This is a genomic window from Bradyrhizobium sp. (assembly GCF_019242285.1).
In the GTDB taxonomy this organism is placed as follows: domain Bacteria; phylum Pseudomonadota; class Alphaproteobacteria; order Rhizobiales; family Xanthobacteraceae; genus Bradyrhizobium.
Window position 1 is genome coordinate 1 of record NZ_JAFAVV010000307.1, and the last position, 18,800, is coordinate 18,800.

Consider the following 18,800-nt stretch of genomic DNA (forward strand, 5'->3'; position numbering starts at 1 on the left):
TATGGCTTCTTTCCGGCCCCACGAACGCCCTACCGTCACACCGGGAAGCTGCCGGGCGGTTGCTCACTCTGCTTCGATCTGCGCGACGAGAGCGTCACCCTGTCCACCTACTGGCAGTTCTCGCTCACCCCCGATCCCGCGCTGCTCGAGCGCGACGAGGAAGAGCTGGTCGACGAGCTCGATGGTCTCGTCACCCAGGCGGTGAGGCGGCGCATGATCAGCGACGTGCCGCTCGGCGTGTTCCTGAGCGGCGGAATCGATTCCAGCGCCGTGCTCGCTGCGGCATCGGGCCTGACGGGTCCGGGGCAGCTCCAGAGCTTCACGATCGGATTCACCGAGCGCTCCTTCGACGAGTCGGAGCATGCAGAGCGCGTGTCCCGCCTGTTTCAGTCGCGGCACTCGGCGCGGCAGCTCAATCTCGACCAGGCGCGCCACGTCATTCCGGAGCTGCTGGAAAAGACCGGCGAGCCCTTGGGCGACAGTTCGTTGCTGCCGACCTACCTGTTGTGCGAGTTCGCCCGCCGCGAGGTCACCGTGGCCCTCTCCGGCGACGGCGCCGACGAATTGTTCGCCGGCTATGATCCGTTTCATGCCTTGCGACCGGCGACGATCTACCAGAACAGCGTTCCCGCCATCCTGCACGGCATCCTGAAGAACATGGCGAGGCGGCTTCCGGTCTCGACGCGAAACATGAGCCTGGACTTCAAGCTCAAGCGGACGCTGAACGGCCTGTCCTACGGACCCGAATTGTGGAATCCGACCTGGCTTGCGCCGCTTTCGCCGCCCGAGATCGAGCGGCTGTTCGGCGAGCGTATCGATACCGATGAATTGTATGGAGAAGCGCTCGACCTTTGGCGTGGTTCCCCCGGACTGAACCTGATCGAAAAGACGATGGAGTTCTACACGCGCTACTACCTCCAGGACGGAATCCTGACCAAGGTCGACCGCGCCGCCATGATGAATTCCCTGGAGACCCGCGCGATCTTTCTCGACAACGATCTGGTCGAGTTCTGCCGGCGGCTGCCCTCGGCCCTGAAATATCGCGCCGGCGTGGGCAAGTATCTCCTCAAGAAGATGTTGCGGCGGAAGGTGCCGGCCGATCTCGTTTCCCGTCCCAAGAAGGGTTTTGGAATTCCGCTGGCGCTATGGCTCCGGGAGATGCCGCAACACATCCCGCTGGACGACATCGGCGGGATCAAGCTCACGGAAGTTGCCGATCTGTGGCGGCAGCATCGGCACAAGCGATCGAACCACGCCATTGCGCTATGGGTGTGGCTCGGGTTGCAGGCGTTCCGTCGACCCGGGGTCGCAGGATAGAAGCCGATGTTCCGAAAGGCGTTGGAGCGGGTTCTCGAGCTGCCGGCGGTCTATGATCTCAACCAGCTCATCGGTCAGCCGACGGTGCGGCGCTACACGCAGCTCATCACCGAGGAGCTGGCGCTGACCCCCGAGACGTCCGTGCTCGATCTCGGCTGCGGCACCGGAGCGACGCGAAGAAGCATCCCGGCGCGCTACAGCGGCATCGACATCAACTCCGATTACGTGGCCGCGGCGAAACGAGCGCATGCCGATGGCGAGTTCATCCACATGGATGCCACCAGGCTCGCATTCGCCCCGGCCTCCTTCGACGAGGTGATATCGGTTGCGACCACCCATCACCTGGATGACGACCAGCTCGGCGCCATGACGCGGGAAGCCTTGCGCGTGGTGCGCGCCCAAGGGGCCTTCCACATCGTCGATGCCATCCTGCCTCTCGACCCGCGGCACCGTGCGAAAGAGGCCTTCTTCAAGATGGATCGAGGGCGATTTGCGCGCCGGCTCGAGCAGTTGGTCGGCGTCGTTTCGCGCACGGCGACGGTGGAGCGGAAGCGCGTCCTGACCGGGCCGTTGCACGATGTGGCCTACCTCAAAGTGGTGCCCACCGCCCCAATCGCCTGACCGAGGACGCCGATGTCACGTCAATACGACGAGAAATTCATGGGCTATGCGGCCGTGTCGTCGCGCTACGCCGCGTCCAGGATCATTCCCCTGCTGCGCGGGTCGCTCGACATCGAGAGCGTGGTCGACATCGGTTGCGCCGGCGGCGCCTGGCTCCGGGTCTGGCAGGACCGCGGAATCGCGCAAATAAGGGGCGTCGACGGCGAATATGTGAGGACCGAGGACCTCGAGATCGCTCCCGAGCTGTTCAGTCCGGCCGATCTGTCGCGTCCTCTCGATCTCGGGCGAAGCTTCGACCTCGTGCAGACGCTGGAGGTGGCCGAGCACATCCAGGAATCATTCGCCGACCAGTTCGTCCTGAATCTCGTCAAGCATGCGGCAAAGTACGTCCTGTTCTCGGCCGCGGTGCCGGGCCAGGGCGGCGAATACCACGTCAACGAGCAGCCCTATGAGTTCTGGCGAAAGCGCTTGGCCGGGCACGGCTTCGATCCTTACGACTTCGTCCGCCCGAAGATTGCGAGCGATCCTCGAATATCCTTCTGGTACCGCTACAATTGTCTGCTCTACGTGCGCAGCGAGCATCACGCCGAGCTGCGGCCGGAGGTACGCCAGTCACGGGTGCCGGACGGGGCCGCCATTCCCGACTTCTCCTCACCGCTCTTCAAGCTGCGCAAGAGCATCGTGAAGGCGCTCTCTCCGGCAACCCGCGACCGCCTTGCACGGCTGAAGGCGCGGATCGCTCCGACAGGCAGGTTCTGATGGTCGAGAACGGCACGAGCATGGGCCAACCCATGGGTTCCTCCGAACGGTTCGGCTACGAATGGAGCCGGTACAACGAAATCCGCTCCGACTACGAAACCCAGTTTCGGCGCTGGACGCCTTTCCTTCAGCCGGTCGATTGGCGGGACAAGCGCGTCCTGGATGTCGGGTGCGGCACCGGCAGGAATTCGCTGTGGCCCCTCAGTTATGGCGCGGCGGAGGCCGTGGCCATCGACGTGGACGAGCGTTCGCTGGAGGTCGCCCGGCAAAATCTGGCAACGTTCCCGAACGCGCTGGTGTTGAAGCAAAGCGCCTACGACATCGGGTTCGAAGACAACTTCGATATCGCGTTCTCGATCGGCGTGATCCATCACCTCGAGGACCCCATGCTCGCGCTGCGCCAGATGGTGAAAGCGGCCAAGCCGGGCGGCAAGGTGCTGATCTGGGTCTACGGCTATGAGAACAACGAATGGATCGTCCGCTTTGCCGATCCGCTGCGAAAGCTCCTGTTCGCGCGCTTGCCGATCGGCGTGGTGCATCATTTGTCGCTTTATCCGACGGCCGTTCTATGGACGCTGTTGCGGGCGGGATTCGGCAGGATCGCCTATTTCCAGCTGCTGAAGACGTTCTCCTTCCGGCACATCCGATCCATCGTGTTTGATCAGATGCTGCCGAGGATCGCCCATTATTGGGACCGCGGGACCGTGCAGCGAATGATGGATGAGGTCGGGCTGAAGAACGTCCGTCTGGAGTGGGTCAACGAGATTTCGTGGGCCGCCATCGGCGAGAAAGGCGGATAGACAGCCGCTACGCCGGTCTTCGTCCTATCCCGCCGGCACGAACGCCGTCACCTCGATCTCGACCTTGGCGCGCGCATCGACCAGGCCGTCGATATAGAGCAGCGTCGAAGGCGGAAAGTTGCGGCCCAGCGTCTCTTTCCAGGCCGCGCCGATGCCGGCGCCGGTGGCCTCGTACTCGCTGCGGCTGGTCAGGTACCAGGTCAGGCGCACGATATGCTCGGGTCCGGCAGCGGCCTCCGAGAGCAGCTTCACGATGCGCCGCAGGGCGGTGGCGACCTGCGCGGCCAATTCGGGTGCATAGTCGCCCTTCTCGTCCGCCCCAGTCTGCCCGGCCAGCATGACCCAGCGCCCGGGCCCTTCGAACGCGACGCCGTGTGAGAAGCCGCGGGGCTTCGACCATTGGGCGGGCTGCAGAATGCGCATCCTCGTTGCTCCCGTTCGTGGCTTGCACAGATAGCACCGATCGAACCGGCGCACCCAATGCATATTTTGCAACGCGAGCGGTTCAGCCCGGCACAATTGCGGCTTGCAAGGCGCGGATGAGGAGGCGATACCGGCCCTCCCTCGATCCCTCTCCCGCCGACCGGCCGCATGCACAGAACCCCTTCCAAACCGATGGCCGCGCTGTGGATGTCGGGCTGGCTCGTCCAGCTCCTGGTCATTGCGGTCGCCGGCCGCGAGGCGCTGCAGCAACTGAACGTATTCCAGCTCATGGAGATGCGGGCCACGGTCGGCCTCTTCCTGCTCTATCCGCTGATCCACCTCGGCGGCGGACTTTCGACGATGAAGACGCAGCGGTTGCCGCAGCATGTGGGGCGCGCTCTCATCCATTATGGTGCGCAGCTAAGCTGGTTCTTCGCGCTCACGCTGATCCCGATCGGCCAAGTCGTGGCGATCGAATTCACCATGCCGATCTGGACCGCGATCCTCGCCGCGATGCTTCTCGGCGAGCGCATCACGGTCTGGAAGGTCGCGGCGATCGCGTTCGGCATCCTCGGCGTGCTCGTCATCGTCCGGCCCGCGACCGGCGCGGTCAATCCGGGTCAGCTCATTGCGCTGGGGGCAGCCGTCGGCTTCGGGATCTCGATTGCACTGGTGAAATTCCTGACCCGCACCGAAAGCGCGCTGGCGATCGTGTTCTGGATGCTGGCCGTGCAATCGATCGCGGGCCTGATCCCGACGCTGCTGGTCTGGACCTGGCCGAGTCCGGCCGTCTGGGGCTGGGTCATGGTGATCGCGTTCTGCGGCACGTTCTCGCACTTCTGCATGGCGCGCGCGATGCTCTATGCCGACGCCACCATCGTGGTGCCGATGGACTTCCTGCGGGTCCCGCTGACGGCCATCATGGGCTGGCTGATCTATGCCGAGCGTCTCGACCTCCTGACGCTGCTGGGCGCGGCGCTGATCCTGGGCAGCAATCTCCTGAACCTGAAACCGGGCGTCGCAGTGTCGGGACAGCCGGCTGCTCCGGCCGCCGCGCGGCACTCCGCGAAATTGTGATCCAGATCACGCAACGGCTCCGCCGCGGTTGATGAACAAGCGCGGCATTTTTGTCGCACGCCGTATCTGCTTTTTCGTGTAGAATCGAAGCACGTTGCAGATTCAGTTTTTTCTACCGCGCTGGGGATTTCAGATGCGCTACCTGACCGTCCTTCTTTCCCTGCTCTGCATGGCGTTCACCGCGAATGCCGCCAAGGCCGACAAGCGCGTCGCCTTCGTGGTCGGTAACGGCGCCTACAAGAACGTCGCGCAGCTTCCGAACCCGCCGATCGATGCCACGGCGATGGCGGGCCTGCTCCGCAATGTCGGCTTCGACGTCGTCGAAGGCTCGAACCTGAACCGCGACACCATGACGGCGAAGCTGCTCGAATTCGGCAAGAAGTCGCAAGGCGCCGACGTCGCGGTGTTCTACTACGCCGGCCACGGCATTGCGATCGGCGGCACCAACTACCTGTTGCCGGTCGACGCCGACATCAAGTCCGAAATGGACGTCAAGCTCGGCGCGGCAATCAACATCGATCTCACGCTCGACCAGACCATGAGCGACGCCAAGGTCAAGCTGGTGTTCCTCGACGCCTGCCGCGACAATCCCTTCGCGGCCAAGATCAAGGCGACGGCGACCCGTAGCGTCTCGGTGCAGCAGGGCCTCGCCGAGATGAAGTCCGGCGAAGGCACGCTGATCGCGTTTGCCACCGGCCCGGGCCAGACCGCGCTCGATGGCCAGGAAGGCACCAACAGCCCGTTCACCCGCGCGCTGCTGGCGCACCTCACCGAGCCCGGCGTCGAGATCCAGCAGGCGATGACCGCGGTCCGCGCCCAGGTCAACGAGGAGACCAACAAGGGGCAACTGCCCTGGGGGCACACCAACCTGATCGGCTCGGTCTATCTCAATCCGGCGCCGGCCCAGGCTACGGCGGCCCCGGGCGCGGCGGCGCCAGCCGCGGTCGCTTCGACCAGCCCGAACGCCCCCGGCAATGACGTCGAGCTCGAATTCTGGCGCTCGGTGAAGGACTCCAACAAGCCGGAAGAGCTCAACGCCTATGTCACGAACTATCCCAACGGCCAGTTCAAGCCTCTCGCGCTCGCCAGGATTGCCGCGATCGAGAAAGGTCCGTCGACCACGACCCGGGCGCTGACGCAGCAGGTCGATCCCGCGACCTTCACCGAAGAGGCCAGCCAGCTCACCGAGGACCAGATCAGCCTCGACAAGGGTCAGCGTCGCGACGTGCAACGCCGGCTGACCGGCCTCGGCTTCGACACCAAGGTCACCGGCAAGTTCGACGACGACACCCGCGTCGTGATCAAGCGCTGGCAGGCCGCGCGCGGCTATCCGTCGACCGGCTACCTCAACAAGCTGCAGCACAAGGCGCTGCTGACGGAGATCGTCGCGGCCGCGTCGACCTCCTCCGGCGACGACTCCGCTCCACGGAGCCATCCAGTCCATCGCAGCACCGGCAGCGCTCCGGTCGCGGCTGCGCCCCGCCACAACGGCGGCGGCGACGCAGGCGCCGCCTTCATCGGCGGCATGATGGGCGGCATGGTCGGCGGCATGCTCCGGCACTGACGGAAGCGGAACCCTTCGTTGAAAGCCCGGCTCTCGCCGGGCTTTTTTGTGCGGGCGCCCTCTTGTCCTTCGGATCGTCTACCGGAGGATCACTTGCCGAGCGCCTTGCGCAAGGTGTCGTTGATGCGGTCCTGCCAACCAGGGCCGCCCTCCTGGAAATGTTCCAGGATGTCCTGATCGATCCGGAGGGTGACCTGCTCCTTGATGCCCGGAACCGCGTTCCGCTTCGGCGGCGCCTCGGCGACCTTCGCGGTCACCTTCTTGAACGCCGCTTCCGCTTCGGTGCGGGCGTCGTTCAGCGTCCGCGGGCGCCTCGGTTGATCCGCCATGAGCTCAGATTCCCTCGAACAGCGCAGTGGAGAGATAGCGTTCGGAGAATGACGGCACGATCGCCAGGATGGTCTTGCCGGCGTTTTCCGGTCGCTTGCCGAGTTCCAGCGCCGCCGCGATCGCGGCCCCCGAGGAAATGCCGCCCGGAATGCCCTCGTTGCGCGCCAGCGCCCGCGAGGTCTCGATCGCGGTCTGGCTGTTGACCTTGACGATCTCGTCGATCACCGAGCGGTCGAGAATGTCGGGCACGAAACCCGCGCCGATGCCCTGGATCTTGTGCGGCGAGTGCTGGCCGCCCGACAGCACCGGGCTCTCCTCCGGCTCGACTGCAACCACGCGCAACTCCGGCTTGCGCGGCTTCAGCACCTGCCCGACCCCGGTGATGGTGCCGCCGGTGCCGACGCCCGCAACGAAAATATCGATGTTGCCGCCGGTGTCGTTCCAGATTTCCTCCGCCGTGGTGCGGCGGTGGATTTCGGGATTGGCGAGGTTCTTGAACTGCTGGGGCATCGCCGAATTGGGCGTGGTCTTCAGCAGCTCCTCAGCGGCGGCGATCGCGCCCTTCATGCCTTGCGCGGCCGGCGTCAGCACCAGCTCCGCGCCGAGAAACGCCAGCATCTTGCGCCGTTCGATCGACATCGACTCCGGCATCACCAGCTTCAGCCGGTAGCCGCGCGAGGCAGCGACGAAGGCCAGCGCAATGCCCGTATTGCCGGAGGTCGGCTCGATCAGCACGGTGTCTGCATTGATTATGCCAACCTTCTCCATCGCGATGATCATGGCCGCCCCGATGCGGTCCTTCACGCTGGCGGCCGGGTTGAAATATTCAAGTTTGGCGAGAATTGTCGCCTGCGCGCCATGCATCTGCGGCAGGCGGCGCAGCCGCACGACCGGCGTGTTTCCGATCGCATCGACAATACTGTCGAACACCTGACCCCGCCCCGCACGTTGCACTGCACCCGTCGCTGACGAACCATCCATGACCTGCTCCCGTGGCGACAACTCACTCAGAATCCGCGCCCTGCTGCAATTAGCGACAGCTCACGCTGGTGCGCAAGCCAGATCGCGACAAGTCACAACTCGCTGCATCGCAAAATATTGAACTCGTCGAAAACGCAAAACGATCGCAATTGCGTTGCGCTCTCGTCAAACGAATCCGCTTATGTTATTGTCACATCAGGAACGCAAGGAGGATGACGATGACAGCACTGGCTGACGTCCTGTCGACCGCCATTCACAGCCCCGACCCGCGCGGCAGCGATCTGCCGACCTGTCCGGTTTGCGCCGATTCCATGGTCGCCGCGGAAGCCTCCGCCTACGTGTCTGACGATATCATCAGCTATCTCTGGACCTGCGATACCTGCGGCTACGGATTTGTGACCAAGCACGCCAGCAAGCGGATCATCGCCTGCAACTAATCCCGGCGCGGGGCGATGTCGCCCTCCGCCCATTCGGCCCGCGTCCGTTCACACAGTTCGACAAACGTCCCTCGTGAAATCGCATCGCGAATGTCGGCCATCAGGCGCTGATAATAGGCGATGTTGATCTCCGACAGCAGCATCGCGCCCAGGGTCTCCCCCGCCTTGACGAGGTGATGGAGATAGGCGCGCGATACGTCACGGGTCGACGGCCAGGCGCTGGTCTCATCCAGTGGCCGCGGATCGTCGGCATGACGGGCGTTGCGCAGGTTGACCGGCCCGAAACGGGTGAAGGCGAGGCCATGACGGCCGTTGCGGGTCGGCAGCACGCAGTCGAACATGTCGATGCCGCGCCGGATCGACTCGAGCAGATCCTCCGGCGTGCCGACCCCCATCAGGTAGCGCGGCCGGTCGGCCGGCAATAGCGGCGCGACGTCCTCGACCGTCGCCAGCATCACCGCCTGCGGCTCGCCCACCGCCAGCCCGCCGATGGCGTAGCCATGGAAGCCGATGTCGACGAGTGCCCGTGCGCTCATCTGCCGCAGCGGCACCACGTCGCCCCCTTGCACGATGCCGAACAGCATGTAGCCGGCCGGCGCGGTTTCAAAGGCGCGCCGGCAGCGCTCGGCCCAGCGCAGCGAGAGCTGCATCGCCTGCTCGATGTCGGCGCGCTCCGCCGGCAGCCGCACGCATTCATCGAGCTGCATGGCGATGTCGGAATTGAGCAGGCGCTGCACCTCGACTGCCCGCTCCGGCGACAGCTCGACCTTGGCGCCGTCGATATGCGAGCGAAATGTCACGCCGTTGTCGTCAATCTTGCGGAGAGCGGACAGCGACATCACCTGGAAGCCGCCGGAGTCGGTCAGCATCGGTCCGTTCCACCCGGTGAAGCGCTGCAGACCGCCCAGTGCTGCGATGCGCTCGGCGCCGGGACGCAGCATCAGGTGATAGGTGTTGCCGAGCACGATGTCGCTGCCGGCCTCGCGCACGTCGCGCCAGTGCAGCCCCTTCATCGCGCCGGCCGAGCCGACCGGCATGAAGGCCGGCGTCCGCACCACCCCATGGGGCGTGGTCAGTCTCCCGGTGCGGGCGGCGCCATCGGTCGCAAGCAGCTCGAAATGATTGGGAACGGTCATGGCGCCGCTTATTGCGTAACAGGACCATCATGTCCAACCGGACCGTTCCAGAATTTCACGGTTGACGCGGCGGGCTCCCTTGCGCATAAGTTCCGCCCGATGATCACGACGACGAAAAAAGCCACGACCAAAACCACCCCCGTCCGGGGCTCGGGAGGCGTGCGCGCGTAGTCGAACGATCGCATCATCTTGATCCGAAGCCCCGCCTGAAAAGGTCCGGGGCTTTTTTATTGCCTGATGGAGACGAACGTGAAGAGCGAGCCTGTCATTGCCATTGCCGGCGTCACCGGTGCGGTGGGCGCAGAGTTCATCGCCACCCTGAACAAGCGCGGCTTTCCGGTGCGGAAACTGAAGGCGCTGGCAAGCCGCCGCTCCGCCGGCAGGACGGTCGAATTCCGGGGCGGGCGGATCGAGATCGAGGAGCTGACCGAGCGCTCCTTCGACGGCGTCGACATCGCCCTGTTCTCGGCCGGCAGCGCCGTCTCCAGGCGGTTCTCGCCAGTCGCAGTGCAGGCCGGCGCCGTCGTCATCGACAACTCGTCGGCCTTCCGGATGGAGGAGAACGTGCCGCTGGTGATCCCGGAGATCAACGGCCGGCGCATCCGCGAGCACAAGGGCATCATCGCGGTGCCGAACTGCTCGGCGATCACGGCGTTGATGCCGCTGTGGCCGATCCACCAGCGAAACCGGGTCAGGCGCGTGATCCTGTCGACCTACCAGGCAGCCAGCGGCGCCGGCGCGGCCGCCATGCAGGAGCTCGTCGAGTCCACTCGCGCCAGCCTCGCCGGCGAAGCCTTCGAACCGAGAGTGTTTCCACACCCCTACGCCTTCAACGTGTTCAACCACGATACCAGGATCGACCTCGAGACCGGCTACAACGAGGAGGAGACCAAGGTCATCCGCGAGACCCGGAAGATCTTCGAGGATGACCGCATCGCGGTCGGCGTGACCTGCGTCCGCGTGCCGGTGCTGCGCGCCCACAGCCAATCGATCACGTTCGCGTGCGAGCGGCCGATCGACGAGGAAGAGGTGCGTGCCATCCTGGCTTCCGCACCCGGCGTGAAGGTCATCGACGATCGCGCCCGGAATATTTCCCGATGCCGATCGAGGCCTCGGGCCAGGACGAAATCCTGGTCGGCCGTATCCGCAGGGACCTGAGCGACCCCACCGGCCATTCGATCGCGATGTTCGTGTCCGGCGATCAGCTTCTGAAGGGCGCCGCGCTCAACGCGGTGCAGATCGCGGAACTGCTGCCGGAGCAGGTGATGGTGTGACACCGGTCAATTGCGCGCACGAAACAGCAGGCAGGCGTCGCCATAGGAATAGAAGCGATAGCCTCCTGCGATCGCGTACGCATAGGCCTGCTTCATGGTGTCGAGGCCGGAGAAGGCCGAGACCAGCATGAACAGCGTCGAGCGCGGCAAATGGAAATTGGTGAGCAGCATGTCGACAGCGCGGAAGCGATAGCCGGGCGTGATGAAGATCGCGGTCTCCCCCGAGAACGGCCCGACCTTGCCGTCCGCTGCAGTGGCGCTCTCCAAAAGCCTGAGCGAGGTGGTGCCGACCGCGACGATGCGGCCACCGCTGGCGCGCGCCGCATTCAGCGCGTGGGCGGTCGCAGCCGGGATCGTGCCCCATTCGGAATGCATGCGATGCTCGGCGGTATCGTCGGCCTTGACCGGCAGGAAAGTCCCTGCCCCGACGTGAAGCGTGAGGCGCTGGATGCCGACGCCGCGCTGCTTCACCGCGGCCTCCAGTGCCGACGTGAAATGCAGGCCGGCGGTGGGCGCCGCGACCGCGCCCTCGCGGGCGGCGAACATGGTCTGGTAGTCCGCGCGGTCCTGCTCGTCGGGCTCGCGCTTCGAAGCGATATAGGGCGGCAGCGGCGGGCTGCCGAGCTCGGCGATCGCCTGGTCGAGCGCGGGGCCGTGGAAGGTGAACGACAACGTGACCTCGCCGTCGTCGCCCTTGGCCTCCACCTCCGCATCGAGATGGCCGAGCAGGCAGACCCTGCCCTCGTTGCCGAAGCGCACGACGTCGCCGGCGGCAAGTTTCTTCGCCGGCCGCACCAGCGCCTGCCAGCGCGAGCCATCGAGCCGCTTGATCAAGGTCGCCTCGATCTTCGGCTCGGTCGGCCGCCCGATGCGGCGACCGCTCAATTGTGCCGCGATCACCTTTGTATCGTTGACGACGAGCTGGTCGCCCGGCTCGAGCCATTTCGGCAAATCGGCAATTACGGCATCGCGCAGCACGCCATCACCCTGCACGACCAGCAGGCGGGCGGCATCGCGCGGACTCGCCGGCCTCAGCGCAATACGGTCGGCAGCAAGCTCGAAATCGAACAGGTCGGTACGCATGCCCCGTTCTAGCCGGCGAAATTGCGTTTGACGACCGGGCGCAGCCGGTCACGGAACCAGATGAGGCCGGGGTCGGTCACGGCCGGAGCACCAGATCAGCGCGTGCGGCAGCGGCGCGAAACGGTACCTCGAGGCTGTCGAGCCGGTAGGCGTCGTCAGCATGAAATCGGGCGCCGTCAGGCGGAACACGCGGCTCGTTTGCGGCATCGCAATGGAAGATCAAGGACGTGCTGGTATCGGGCAACCAGGTGACCGTGCGCGGCGAAGCGACCGGTACGCCGGTCGGCGACTTCTTCGGCACGGCCGCCGCCGGTAAATCCTTCAAGCTGATGTCGATCGACGTACACACGATCGAGGGTGGCAGGATCGTCCGCTCCCACCATGTCGAGGATTGGATCGGCACGGTCCGGCAACTCAAGTGTGCCAACTGACCCGATCGGCGGCGAACATCAATCCGCGCTGCTGGCTAGTTCATCAGGCATAGCACGTCATTGAATTGCGCCTGCATGGAACCGGGGGCGGCCCGGCCAAATGTCAATTTGTCGACCTCCACGAGAGACGGATCGGCAAACGCCTTTTCATCTCCCATCGACTCCACGGTTTGATTCTGGTCTCCCACCCTTGCGAACGCGCGCTCGTAGGCCACTGCACCGAGTTTGCGCTCGCAATCGATGACCCACACGGCATCACGCGCATCGATACGCCTGCCATCTGGCAGCTGCGCGCCTCCCAATTCATAGAGTCGCACCGACGCTGCCCGGTACTTGCCGACTTTTCGCATGCTACCGCTGACATAATAGAGCGCACGCTGCGGTCCTTCGACAAAGTGTACCCATCCGCTCCTGGCTGGCGAGACTTGCACGCCCAGCAGCTCGCCGTCACACAACGCAACGACAAATCGTTGGTACATGCCGCCGCTGGGCGGCTTCAGTTCGCTGAGCTTGAACGCTTCGCCCGACGTTGTTGGCGCCCCGTCTTTGGTGGCCGCGGTAACCTGCGACACCGCCAATTGCCGCGATTGGCAATCCGCGACCAGTCCGACGTCGACGGGACCTTGGGCGGTGCGCTCCGGAGGCGTCTCCTTCACCGTAATGCGCAGCAGATCACGCCCCGCTGCGGTGAATTTGGCCGCGGTCGCGGGATAGAACTCAAGCACCGGCCGGCCTGCGTCATCATGGGCGAACGGGAAAGGAGGAGATGCCGCACTTGCCGGTACGCCGGAGGCGGCCAGTGCCAGCGCGACCATCAGACGGTTCATCATGCAAGTCCTCCTCTGAGCCCTCGCATTGTAGAAACGAAGAGCGGGCGTGACGCCCGCTTTCCAACGCCGTTCGACTCGACGCCGATCCTCATCCAGCCTTCGGATTCGTTGCACTCAACCCGGGCTACCGAGCTGGTCCTTGAAGAGATAGTCCCCCCACTTGTGCAAGCCAGCGAGACTGTAAATCCGAGATTGTGTGTCGGGTCCGACCTTGGTCAGCCGCCATCGATCAAGCAACGTCGCTGCGACGAACCTCATCGCAAGCGTCCGGCCGGCAACGAAGATCGGTTATATCGTACAGCAGACGTTGTTCTCAACGGGCTGACGAGCAGCCACACGTGCGCTACTGCACACATAATTACGTATGCAAAATAAAGTTCGCCGACGTGGCAGACACCGCCCCTCGGCCGTGAGAGCCGCATCATGGCTGCAACTTCGGCCTCAACTGCCGCCGTCTCCGACCAGCACGAACGGCGCCCAGGTCGCCGGATGGGCGGAGGTGCCGCCCCTGTCCATCACGGCGACGAGCGCGCGATGCAGCGCCTCGGCGCGGCCGATCGCCGGATCGGCCTTCATCGCCGCGACCGCACCGGTGGTGATGGCGACGGCGGCATCCGAATTGACGGCCCAGTGCGAGACCAGAAGGGAGCGTGCGCCGGCATAAAAGAAGGCGCGGGCCAGGCCCGACAGCGCCTCGGACGAGTGCGCGCCGCCGGCTGCAGTGTTGCAGGCCGACATCACGACCCAGTCGGCATCGAGCCTGAGCTGCGCGATTTCGGACGCGGTCAAGAGCCCGTCGTCCGCCTCGCTCGGGCTCGCCGGCGGCGTGAACAACAGCGATGGCTCCGCCGTCCCCTTGGCGAAATAGTCGGTCTCGCCGGCCAGCAGGCCGTGGGTTGCGAAGTGCAGCACCTTGTAGCCCTGCAGACTGCCCTTGGCGCTGAGCTGCTTGATGGTCGATTCCGTCATGCGCGCGCCCAGCACGACATCGTCGCTCGAAGCGCCGAGCTGCTGCGCCACGGCGCACAGCTCGTCCGCGGTCTCCGGCAGCGGCATCTGCCGCCGCAACGCCTCGACATTGGCGAGCTTGCCGCGGAACATATCCTCGTTCGGCGCGAGGCCGGCTTGCACCGCGCGGGCGGAGCCGGTGCGTGCGGGCAGACCTGCGCAAGTCTGCTTCTGGCGGGCCTGCGCGGCCCGCGCCGCATCCCCTTCGAGCAGCGGGTTGCCGAAGCCGAGGAACGGCTTCACCGCTGCACTCGGACGCGCCCGCTCGCGCAACGCCCCGAGGCTCGCGACGGACGGCAGCACCGTGATGGCGCGCTCGCGGCCGAGCCATTTCACGCCCTGGTAATTTCCGTTGGCGGGGATCGCGGCCGCCGGCTTCTGGGTCACCAGCACCTCGAAGGGCAGCGTCGTGAACGGGCCGGTCGGCACGATCAGGAGCTGCTTGCCGGCGATCACATCTTCCACCGGGCCGAACAGCGCACGATAGAGCGCGTAGGCACGCCCGAGATCGAAAGGCGGCAAGCCGCCGCTCGGCGCCGCACCGCGCAGCAGCTCGACGCAGCGCTGGCGTGCCGCGGATCGTGTCTCCCAATTGCTGTCATCGAGCCCGCAGCGCAATGCGTCGACATCCAGCAGGCCCTCGTTGCCGGCGAGGTCGGCCTGCCGGAAACGGGCGTCGGTCCTGGTGATGGTCCAGACGAACGTCTCGGCCGGCTGACGCGTATCAACGGCCGCGGTCGCGGCCGTCATGGGATTGCCGAGCGGCGGTGTCGCGGCGATCAGGACCAGCGCCTCGTTCGGCCCAAGCCTCGCCTGGATCTGGGCGATCGTGGCCGGCTCGACATTGGCGAGTGCGGCATAATCGGGAAATTCGCGGGCGAGCCGCTTGTCGATCTCGGCGAGCCGCGCATCGACGGCGTCCATGCGCCCTCGCCTCTGCTTGTCGGCGGCGATGTCGCGGCCCTGGTTGACCTGGACCACACTGCCGGCGAATTGCTGATCGAGCTGCTCGGCCTCGGCAGCGAGGTCCTGCCGCTCCCGCACCAGCGCGGCGAGCGAGCCCGTTCCCTTGCCGAGCCGTGCGCTCATCTGCCCGACCGCGACCGCCGCCACCGAAAGATTGGCCTGCTGCGCGGCCTGGAACGAGATATCGGCGAGCTCGCCTGCGCGCGACTTGTCGGCGGCGGCGGCCCGATAGGCCGCCTTGATCAGGACGCGGATCGGGTCGACGCCATGAAACTCCGGATCGAACCACAGCATGGAATTGATCTGCGGCGCGTGTCCGAGGCGCCGGCTCGCCTGGGTGACCAGCCGCAGCTCGCGCGACATCACCGCCACCGCGTTGCTCCAGTCCCCCCGTTCATAGACCATCTGGGCGACGCCGGTGAGCCCGGACAAGTTGGCCGGGCTTTCGCGGCCGAAGGCCTGCTGCCCGAGAGCGGCGACCTGCAGCATGAGGAAGTCCTGGTTGCTGCAATGCTTCCGCGCCTCGGCTTCCTGCCAGTTGTCGATCATGGAGAGCACATCGTTGCATCCCTGCGCGGGGCGCGCGCCGGGCGAGGCCGCCGGCGCCGGGCGCGGCGGCAGAGCCGGCTGGAGCGCCGCCTGCATCTGCGGCTGGCCGCCGGGCACGGACTTCCGTAACCGCGCGAGCCGTTGCCGCAGCTCCTTGATCTCGTCGCCGGCCGGATCCTGCACCTTCTCGCGGATCGCAATGGCGCGCGTCAGCGCCGCCTCGGCGTCGGCCAAGCGTCCGCGTTTCTCGTAGAAGGAGGCGATGTCCTGCGGCACCCGCTCCTCGCCGATGAGGAAGCCTCCGGCAAGCACGTCAGCGACCTGCAATTGGTCGGACCCACCCTCCACCGTGGCGAGCGCGTTTTTCAACGCCGCCTCAGCCTGTGCATCGTTCCGCTGGGCGAGATAAATCTTGGCGAGGCGACGATCCAGATTGGCGATGCGCAGCCGCACCAGATCGGGGCTCGGATCGTTGGCCAGATGCTGCTGTTCCTCGTCGAGCGCCCGCGTCGCAACTGCGACGAACTCGGCGGGGCGGCGCTGCGGATCGCCGTACTGATAAACGTCGTAGAGATCGAGCAGCCCGTTGAACGCCATCATGCGATGCATCGCAGCCGTGAAGGCGAGCTCGGCACTCACCTTGCGCAAGGGAATGTCGAGCACGCGCTTGTAGACTTGCTCGGCTGGCGCGAACTGCCGCTTTTCGCTGTCGCGGGCGCCGAGCGCATTCAGCGCCGGCATCATCGAGGCCGTTGCGAGCCTCGGCGACGTACCAGACCCGCTCGCCGCCATCGCCTTGGCGAGGATGGTTGCACTGCGAGCCTTGACGGCTTCGAGCTCGGCATCGAGCTTGCTGCTGTCACCGATCCGCGGCCGCAACGCGTAATCCGCATCGAGCTCGGTGAGCAGCGCCGCCACGAAGGGATGGTCGAGGCCGAGCTTCGCCTCGGCGCGGCCGATGGCCTGGCGCAGCATGCGCTCGCTGTCCTCGTCGCGCCCCTCGAAGTGCAGCGCGAGCGCGAGCTGTCTCGCGACGTCGACATAGCCTGCATCGCTGTCGGAGAGCGCCACCTCACGGAGATCGAGCGCCTGCTTGAACAGCGGTTCGGCGTCGGCATAGCGTCCCTGCCACGCATGGAACGTGCCCATATCCGCGAGCGCTTGCGCCAACGCATCGTCATCCCTGGGCCGCGCCGCGCTCGCCGTCGCCATGGCCTGCTTCAGCAGCGGCTCGGCATCGGCGAAACGTTGACGGGCGAGCCAGGCGTTGGCAGCGCGGCTCAAGGCCCTCGCATAGACCGCCGACGTGTCGCCGTCGCGCGCCTTGACGGCCGGCAGCGCGCGCATCGCCGCGTCCGTCGCCTCCGCATATTTGCCGGCTTGGAACAACGCGAGCGTGCTCGCATCCAGCGCACCGAGGTCCTCGGCGCTCGCCTGCGGCGAAGCGTCGCCGGCGGTCAGATGGATGATCGCCAGCACGGCCGCGACGCCGCACATGAGCGCTGCGCCGATCCCCATCAAACCGCGCCGCCCGTCCATGGCCCCACTCCCTCAGCAGCAAACCGGCCGCAAAGATTGCGCAGAAGATGGGGAGCAAATTTGTCGTCGCCGGCTGCGATTTCGTGGCTCTGGTGTGGCGACCTCAATTCGCCCACGCCTTCGCCACAATGAACTCTGCCAACGCAGAGCTCTCCAATCCGCGCAACCGGACCGCTTGACGACCGGATAGAAGTGCCGCCGCATGCGGCGGTGCCTCCTACCTGAATGAGATCGATGGGCTCAGGCCGCGTCGGCGGCCATGTGCGCCTTGACGATCTTGTCGGGATCCTTCACCGGCTCGCCGCGCTTGATCTTGTCGACGTTCTCCATGCCCTCCGTCACCTTGCCCCAGACCGTGTACTGGCTGTTGAGGAACGAGGCGTCGTCGAAACAGATGAAGAACTGGCTGTCGCCGGAATTCGGGTCGGTGGCGCGCGCCATCGAGGTGGTGCCGCGCACGTGCGGCTCCTTGTTGAACTCGGCCTTCAGTTTCTTGCCGGAACCGCCCATGCCGGTGCCGTGCGGACAGCCGGTCTGGGCCATGAAGCCCTCGATCACGCGATGGAACACGATGCCGTCGTAAAATCCTTCCCGCACCAGCTCCTTGATCCGCGCGACATGGTTGGGCGCGAGATCGGGCCGCATCTCGATGGTCACGGGCCCCTGCGTGGTCTCGAGGATCAAAGTATTCTCTGTCACAGCCATGTTCTTCTCCAAGGTTTGGGTGGAGGTGCTCCGTTAGGAAACCGGGTGCCGCCAAAACGGCCGGCCATACCTCCGCTAGATGGCATCGGCACGACGCGTTGCAATGCCGTTACTTCATGTCGGCGGCGACCTGCACCTTCACCATCTTGTCGGGATCGACGACGGGTTCGCCGCGCTTGATCTTGTCGACCACGTCCATGCCCTGCACGACCTCGCCGACCACCGTGTATTGGCCGTTGAGGAACGAGGCATCGCCGAAGCAAATGAAGAATTGCGAATTGGCGGAATCGACGCTGTCGCCGCGCCGCGCCATGCCGACGGTGCCGCGCTTGAACGGCGTCGAGGAGAATTCCTGCTTGAGGTTGGGATATTTCGAGCCGCCGGTGCCGTCGCCCTTGGCGCCATCGCCGGTCTGCGCCATGAAGCCGGCGATCACGCGGTGGAACGGCACGTTGTTGTAGAAGCCGTCGCGCGCGAGCTGCTTCAGCCGCTCGGCATGCTGGGGCGCGAGATCGTTGCGCAGCTTCATCACGATGCGGCCCTTGGTGGTGTCGACCACCATCGCATTCTGCTTGTCGAGGCCGGCCGGCAGCGATTGCGCGAGCGCCGGCGTCACCGAGATGAGCACGGCGAGAAGAGCGAGGACTCGGATCATGAAATCTCCGTGGGGATGATAGGCGGACGGGAGGCCGACAACCTCTATCGCGACAAGGTTGCCGGTTTTGCGAAGGAGCTACTTTGCGAACTTGGCCTTGAGACTCGCCGCCACCGACGCGGGCACGAACGAAGCGAAATCCCCGCCCATGGCGGCGATCTGGCGGACCAGTGTGGCAGTGATCGGGCGGACCGCAGGGGAGGCCGGAACGAACACCGTGTGCACGTCGGGCGCCATGGCCTCGTTCATGCCTGCAAGCTGCATCTCGTAGTCGAGGTCGGTGCCGTCGCGCAGGCCGCGGATCATGAGACTGGC

General features: G+C 65.5%; 16 protein-coding genes and 3 pseudogenes. 9 read left to right on the top strand and 10 right to left on the bottom strand.

Features of this window, described 5'->3' with window-relative positions:
- From JOY90_RS12070 to JOY90_RS12085, 4 genes are all read left to right on the top strand, one after another.
- Positions 1-1,317: asparagine synthetase B (locus tag JOY90_RS12070; RefSeq protein ID WP_291691366.1), on the top strand; the 1,317-nt coding region annotated here is incomplete at its 5' end.
- A gap of 6 nt (positions 1,318-1,323) precedes the next feature.
- On the top strand, positions 1,324-1,938 hold the full coding sequence (locus tag JOY90_RS12075) for a class I SAM-dependent methyltransferase (protein ID WP_291691367.1): 615 nt from the start codon (positions 1,324-1,326) through the stop codon (positions 1,936-1,938).
- Positions 1,939-1,950: 12 nt separating this feature from the next.
- Entirely contained in the window at positions 1,951-2,697 is a 747-nt protein-coding gene (locus JOY90_RS12080) for a hypothetical protein (protein WP_291691368.1), read from the top strand.
- Positions 2,698-2,729: 32 nt separating this feature from the next.
- Positions 2,730-3,497 carry a bifunctional 2-polyprenyl-6-hydroxyphenol methylase/3-demethylubiquinol 3-O-methyltransferase UbiG gene (locus JOY90_RS12085; protein ID WP_291691369.1) on the top strand — a complete coding sequence of 256 codons (768 nt, stop codon included), beginning with the start codon at positions 2,730-2,732 and terminating at the stop codon, positions 3,495-3,497.
- 24 nt (positions 3,498-3,521) lie between these two features.
- Here JOY90_RS12085 and JOY90_RS12090 read toward each other — a convergent pair whose 3' ends face one another.
- Positions 3,522-3,920: a RidA family protein gene (locus JOY90_RS12090; protein WP_291691370.1), complete on the bottom strand. Its 399-nt coding sequence runs from the start codon at positions 3,918-3,920 to the stop codon at positions 3,522-3,524.
- 168 nt (positions 3,921-4,088) lie between these two features.
- Between JOY90_RS12090 and JOY90_RS12095 the strand changes: the two genes are divergently transcribed.
- Positions 4,089-4,997, top strand: coding sequence for a DMT family transporter (locus JOY90_RS12095; protein ID WP_291691371.1), 909 nt, complete (start codon positions 4,089-4,091; stop codon positions 4,995-4,997).
- 133 nt (positions 4,998-5,130) lie between these two features.
- A complete protein-coding gene (locus tag JOY90_RS12100; protein ID WP_291691372.1) occupies positions 5,131-6,561 on the top strand; it encodes a caspase family protein in 1,431 nt (476 codons plus the stop codon).
- An 89-nt stretch (positions 6,562-6,650) separates the two neighbouring features.
- Here the strand turns inward: JOY90_RS12100 and JOY90_RS12105 are convergent, their stop codons facing one another.
- Together JOY90_RS12105 and cysK are read right to left on the bottom strand one after the other, a co-directional pair.
- Positions 6,651-6,890 carry a BrnA antitoxin family protein gene (locus tag JOY90_RS12105; RefSeq protein WP_291691373.1) on the bottom strand — a complete coding sequence of 80 codons (240 nt, stop codon included), beginning with the start codon at positions 6,888-6,890 and terminating at the stop codon, positions 6,651-6,653.
- A 4-nt stretch (positions 6,891-6,894) separates the two neighbouring features.
- Positions 6,895-7,872, bottom strand: coding sequence for a cysteine synthase A (cysK, locus tag JOY90_RS12110; protein WP_291691374.1), 978 nt, complete (start codon positions 7,870-7,872; stop codon positions 6,895-6,897).
- 218 nt (positions 7,873-8,090) lie between these two features.
- Here cysK and JOY90_RS12115 point away from each other — a divergent pair, with 218 nt between their 5' ends.
- Positions 8,091-8,309: a hypothetical protein gene (locus JOY90_RS12115; protein ID WP_291691375.1), complete on the top strand. Its 219-nt coding sequence runs from the start codon at positions 8,091-8,093 to the stop codon at positions 8,307-8,309.
- Here the strand turns inward: JOY90_RS12115 and tgt are convergent.
- Entirely contained in the window at positions 8,306-9,445 is a 1,140-nt protein-coding gene (gene tgt / locus JOY90_RS12120) for a tRNA guanosine(34) transglycosylase Tgt (protein ID WP_291691376.1), read from the bottom strand. The two genes, JOY90_RS12115 and tgt, sit on opposite strands and share 4 nt — an antisense overlap.
- Before the next feature lie 237 nt (positions 9,446-9,682).
- Here tgt and JOY90_RS12125 point away from each other — a divergent pair.
- Positions 9,683-10,719 (top strand): annotated as a pseudogene (locus JOY90_RS12125) (aspartate-semialdehyde dehydrogenase).
- Positions 10,720-10,725: 6 nt separating this feature from the next.
- Here the strand turns inward: JOY90_RS12125 and queA are convergent.
- Positions 10,726-11,802, bottom strand: coding sequence for a tRNA preQ1(34) S-adenosylmethionine ribosyltransferase-isomerase QueA (gene queA, locus JOY90_RS12130; protein WP_291691377.1), 1,077 nt, complete (start codon positions 11,800-11,802; stop codon positions 10,726-10,728).
- Positions 11,803-12,008: 206 nt separating this feature from the next.
- Here queA and JOY90_RS12135 point away from each other — a divergent pair.
- Positions 12,009-12,233: pseudogene (locus tag JOY90_RS12135) on the top strand (ester cyclase); the annotation flags it as partial.
- Between the two features lie 35 nt (positions 12,234-12,268).
- Here the strand turns inward: JOY90_RS12135 and JOY90_RS12140 are convergent.
- The 5 genes and pseudogenes from JOY90_RS12140 to JOY90_RS12160 form a co-directional block, all read right to left on the bottom strand.
- The gene (locus JOY90_RS12140) at positions 12,269-13,063 is read right to left on the bottom strand and encodes a hypothetical protein (protein WP_291691378.1); all 795 of its coding nucleotides are present in this window, start codon (positions 13,061-13,063) and stop codon (positions 12,269-12,271) included.
- A 441-nt stretch (positions 13,064-13,504) separates the two neighbouring features.
- On the bottom strand, positions 13,505-17,125 hold the full coding sequence (locus JOY90_RS12145) for a CHAT domain-containing tetratricopeptide repeat protein (protein ID WP_291691379.1): 3,621 nt from the start codon (positions 17,123-17,125) through the stop codon (positions 13,505-13,507).
- Positions 17,126-17,365: 240 nt separating this feature from the next.
- Positions 17,366-17,830, bottom strand: a complete 465-nt coding sequence (locus JOY90_RS12150) for a peptidylprolyl isomerase (RefSeq protein WP_291691380.1) — start codon at positions 17,828-17,830, stop codon at positions 17,366-17,368.
- A 109-nt stretch (positions 17,831-17,939) separates the two neighbouring features.
- On the bottom strand, positions 17,940-18,485 hold the full coding sequence (locus tag JOY90_RS12155; RefSeq protein ID WP_291691381.1) for a peptidylprolyl isomerase: 546 nt from the start codon (positions 18,483-18,485) through the stop codon (positions 17,940-17,942).
- A 78-nt stretch (positions 18,486-18,563) separates the two neighbouring features.
- Positions 18,564-18,800: pseudogene (locus JOY90_RS12160) on the bottom strand (phosphopantetheine adenylyltransferase); the annotation flags it as partial.

Coding starts and splice junctions, on each gene's coding strand:
- JOY90_RS12075 (WP_291691367.1), top strand. CDS start 1,324: ATGTTCCGAAAGGCGTTGGAGCGGGTTCTCGAGCTGCCGGCGGTCTAT.
- JOY90_RS12080 (WP_291691368.1), top strand. CDS start 1,951: ATGTCACGTCAATACGACGAGAAATTCATGGGCTATGCGGCCGTGTCG.
- JOY90_RS12085 (WP_291691369.1), top strand. CDS start 2,730: ATGGGTTCCTCCGAACGGTTCGGCTACGAATGGAGCCGGTACAACGAA.
- JOY90_RS12090 (WP_291691370.1), bottom strand. CDS start 3,920: ATGCGCATTCTGCAGCCCGCCCAATGGTCGAAGCCCCGCGGCTTCTCA.
- JOY90_RS12095 (WP_291691371.1), top strand. CDS start 4,089: ATGCACAGAACCCCTTCCAAACCGATGGCCGCGCTGTGGATGTCGGGC.
- JOY90_RS12100 (WP_291691372.1), top strand. CDS start 5,131: ATGCGCTACCTGACCGTCCTTCTTTCCCTGCTCTGCATGGCGTTCACC.
- JOY90_RS12105 (WP_291691373.1), bottom strand. CDS start 6,890: ATGGCGGATCAACCGAGGCGCCCGCGGACGCTGAACGACGCCCGCACC.
- cysK (WP_291691374.1), bottom strand. CDS start 7,872: ATGGATGGTTCGTCAGCGACGGGTGCAGTGCAACGTGCGGGGCGGGGT.
- JOY90_RS12115 (WP_291691375.1), top strand. CDS start 8,091: ATGACAGCACTGGCTGACGTCCTGTCGACCGCCATTCACAGCCCCGAC.
- tgt (WP_291691376.1), bottom strand. CDS start 9,445: ATGACCGTTCCCAATCATTTCGAGCTGCTTGCGACCGATGGCGCCGCC.
- queA (WP_291691377.1), bottom strand. CDS start 11,802: ATGCGTACCGACCTGTTCGATTTCGAGCTTGCTGCCGACCGTATTGCG.
- JOY90_RS12140 (WP_291691378.1), bottom strand. CDS start 13,063: ATGATGAACCGTCTGATGGTCGCGCTGGCACTGGCCGCCTCCGGCGTA.
- JOY90_RS12145 (WP_291691379.1), bottom strand. CDS start 17,125: ATGGACGGGCGGCGCGGTTTGATGGGGATCGGCGCAGCGCTCATGTGC.
- JOY90_RS12150 (WP_291691380.1), bottom strand. CDS start 17,830: ATGGCTGTGACAGAGAATACTTTGATCCTCGAGACCACGCAGGGGCCC.
- JOY90_RS12155 (WP_291691381.1), bottom strand. CDS start 18,485: ATGATCCGAGTCCTCGCTCTTCTCGCCGTGCTCATCTCGGTGACGCCG.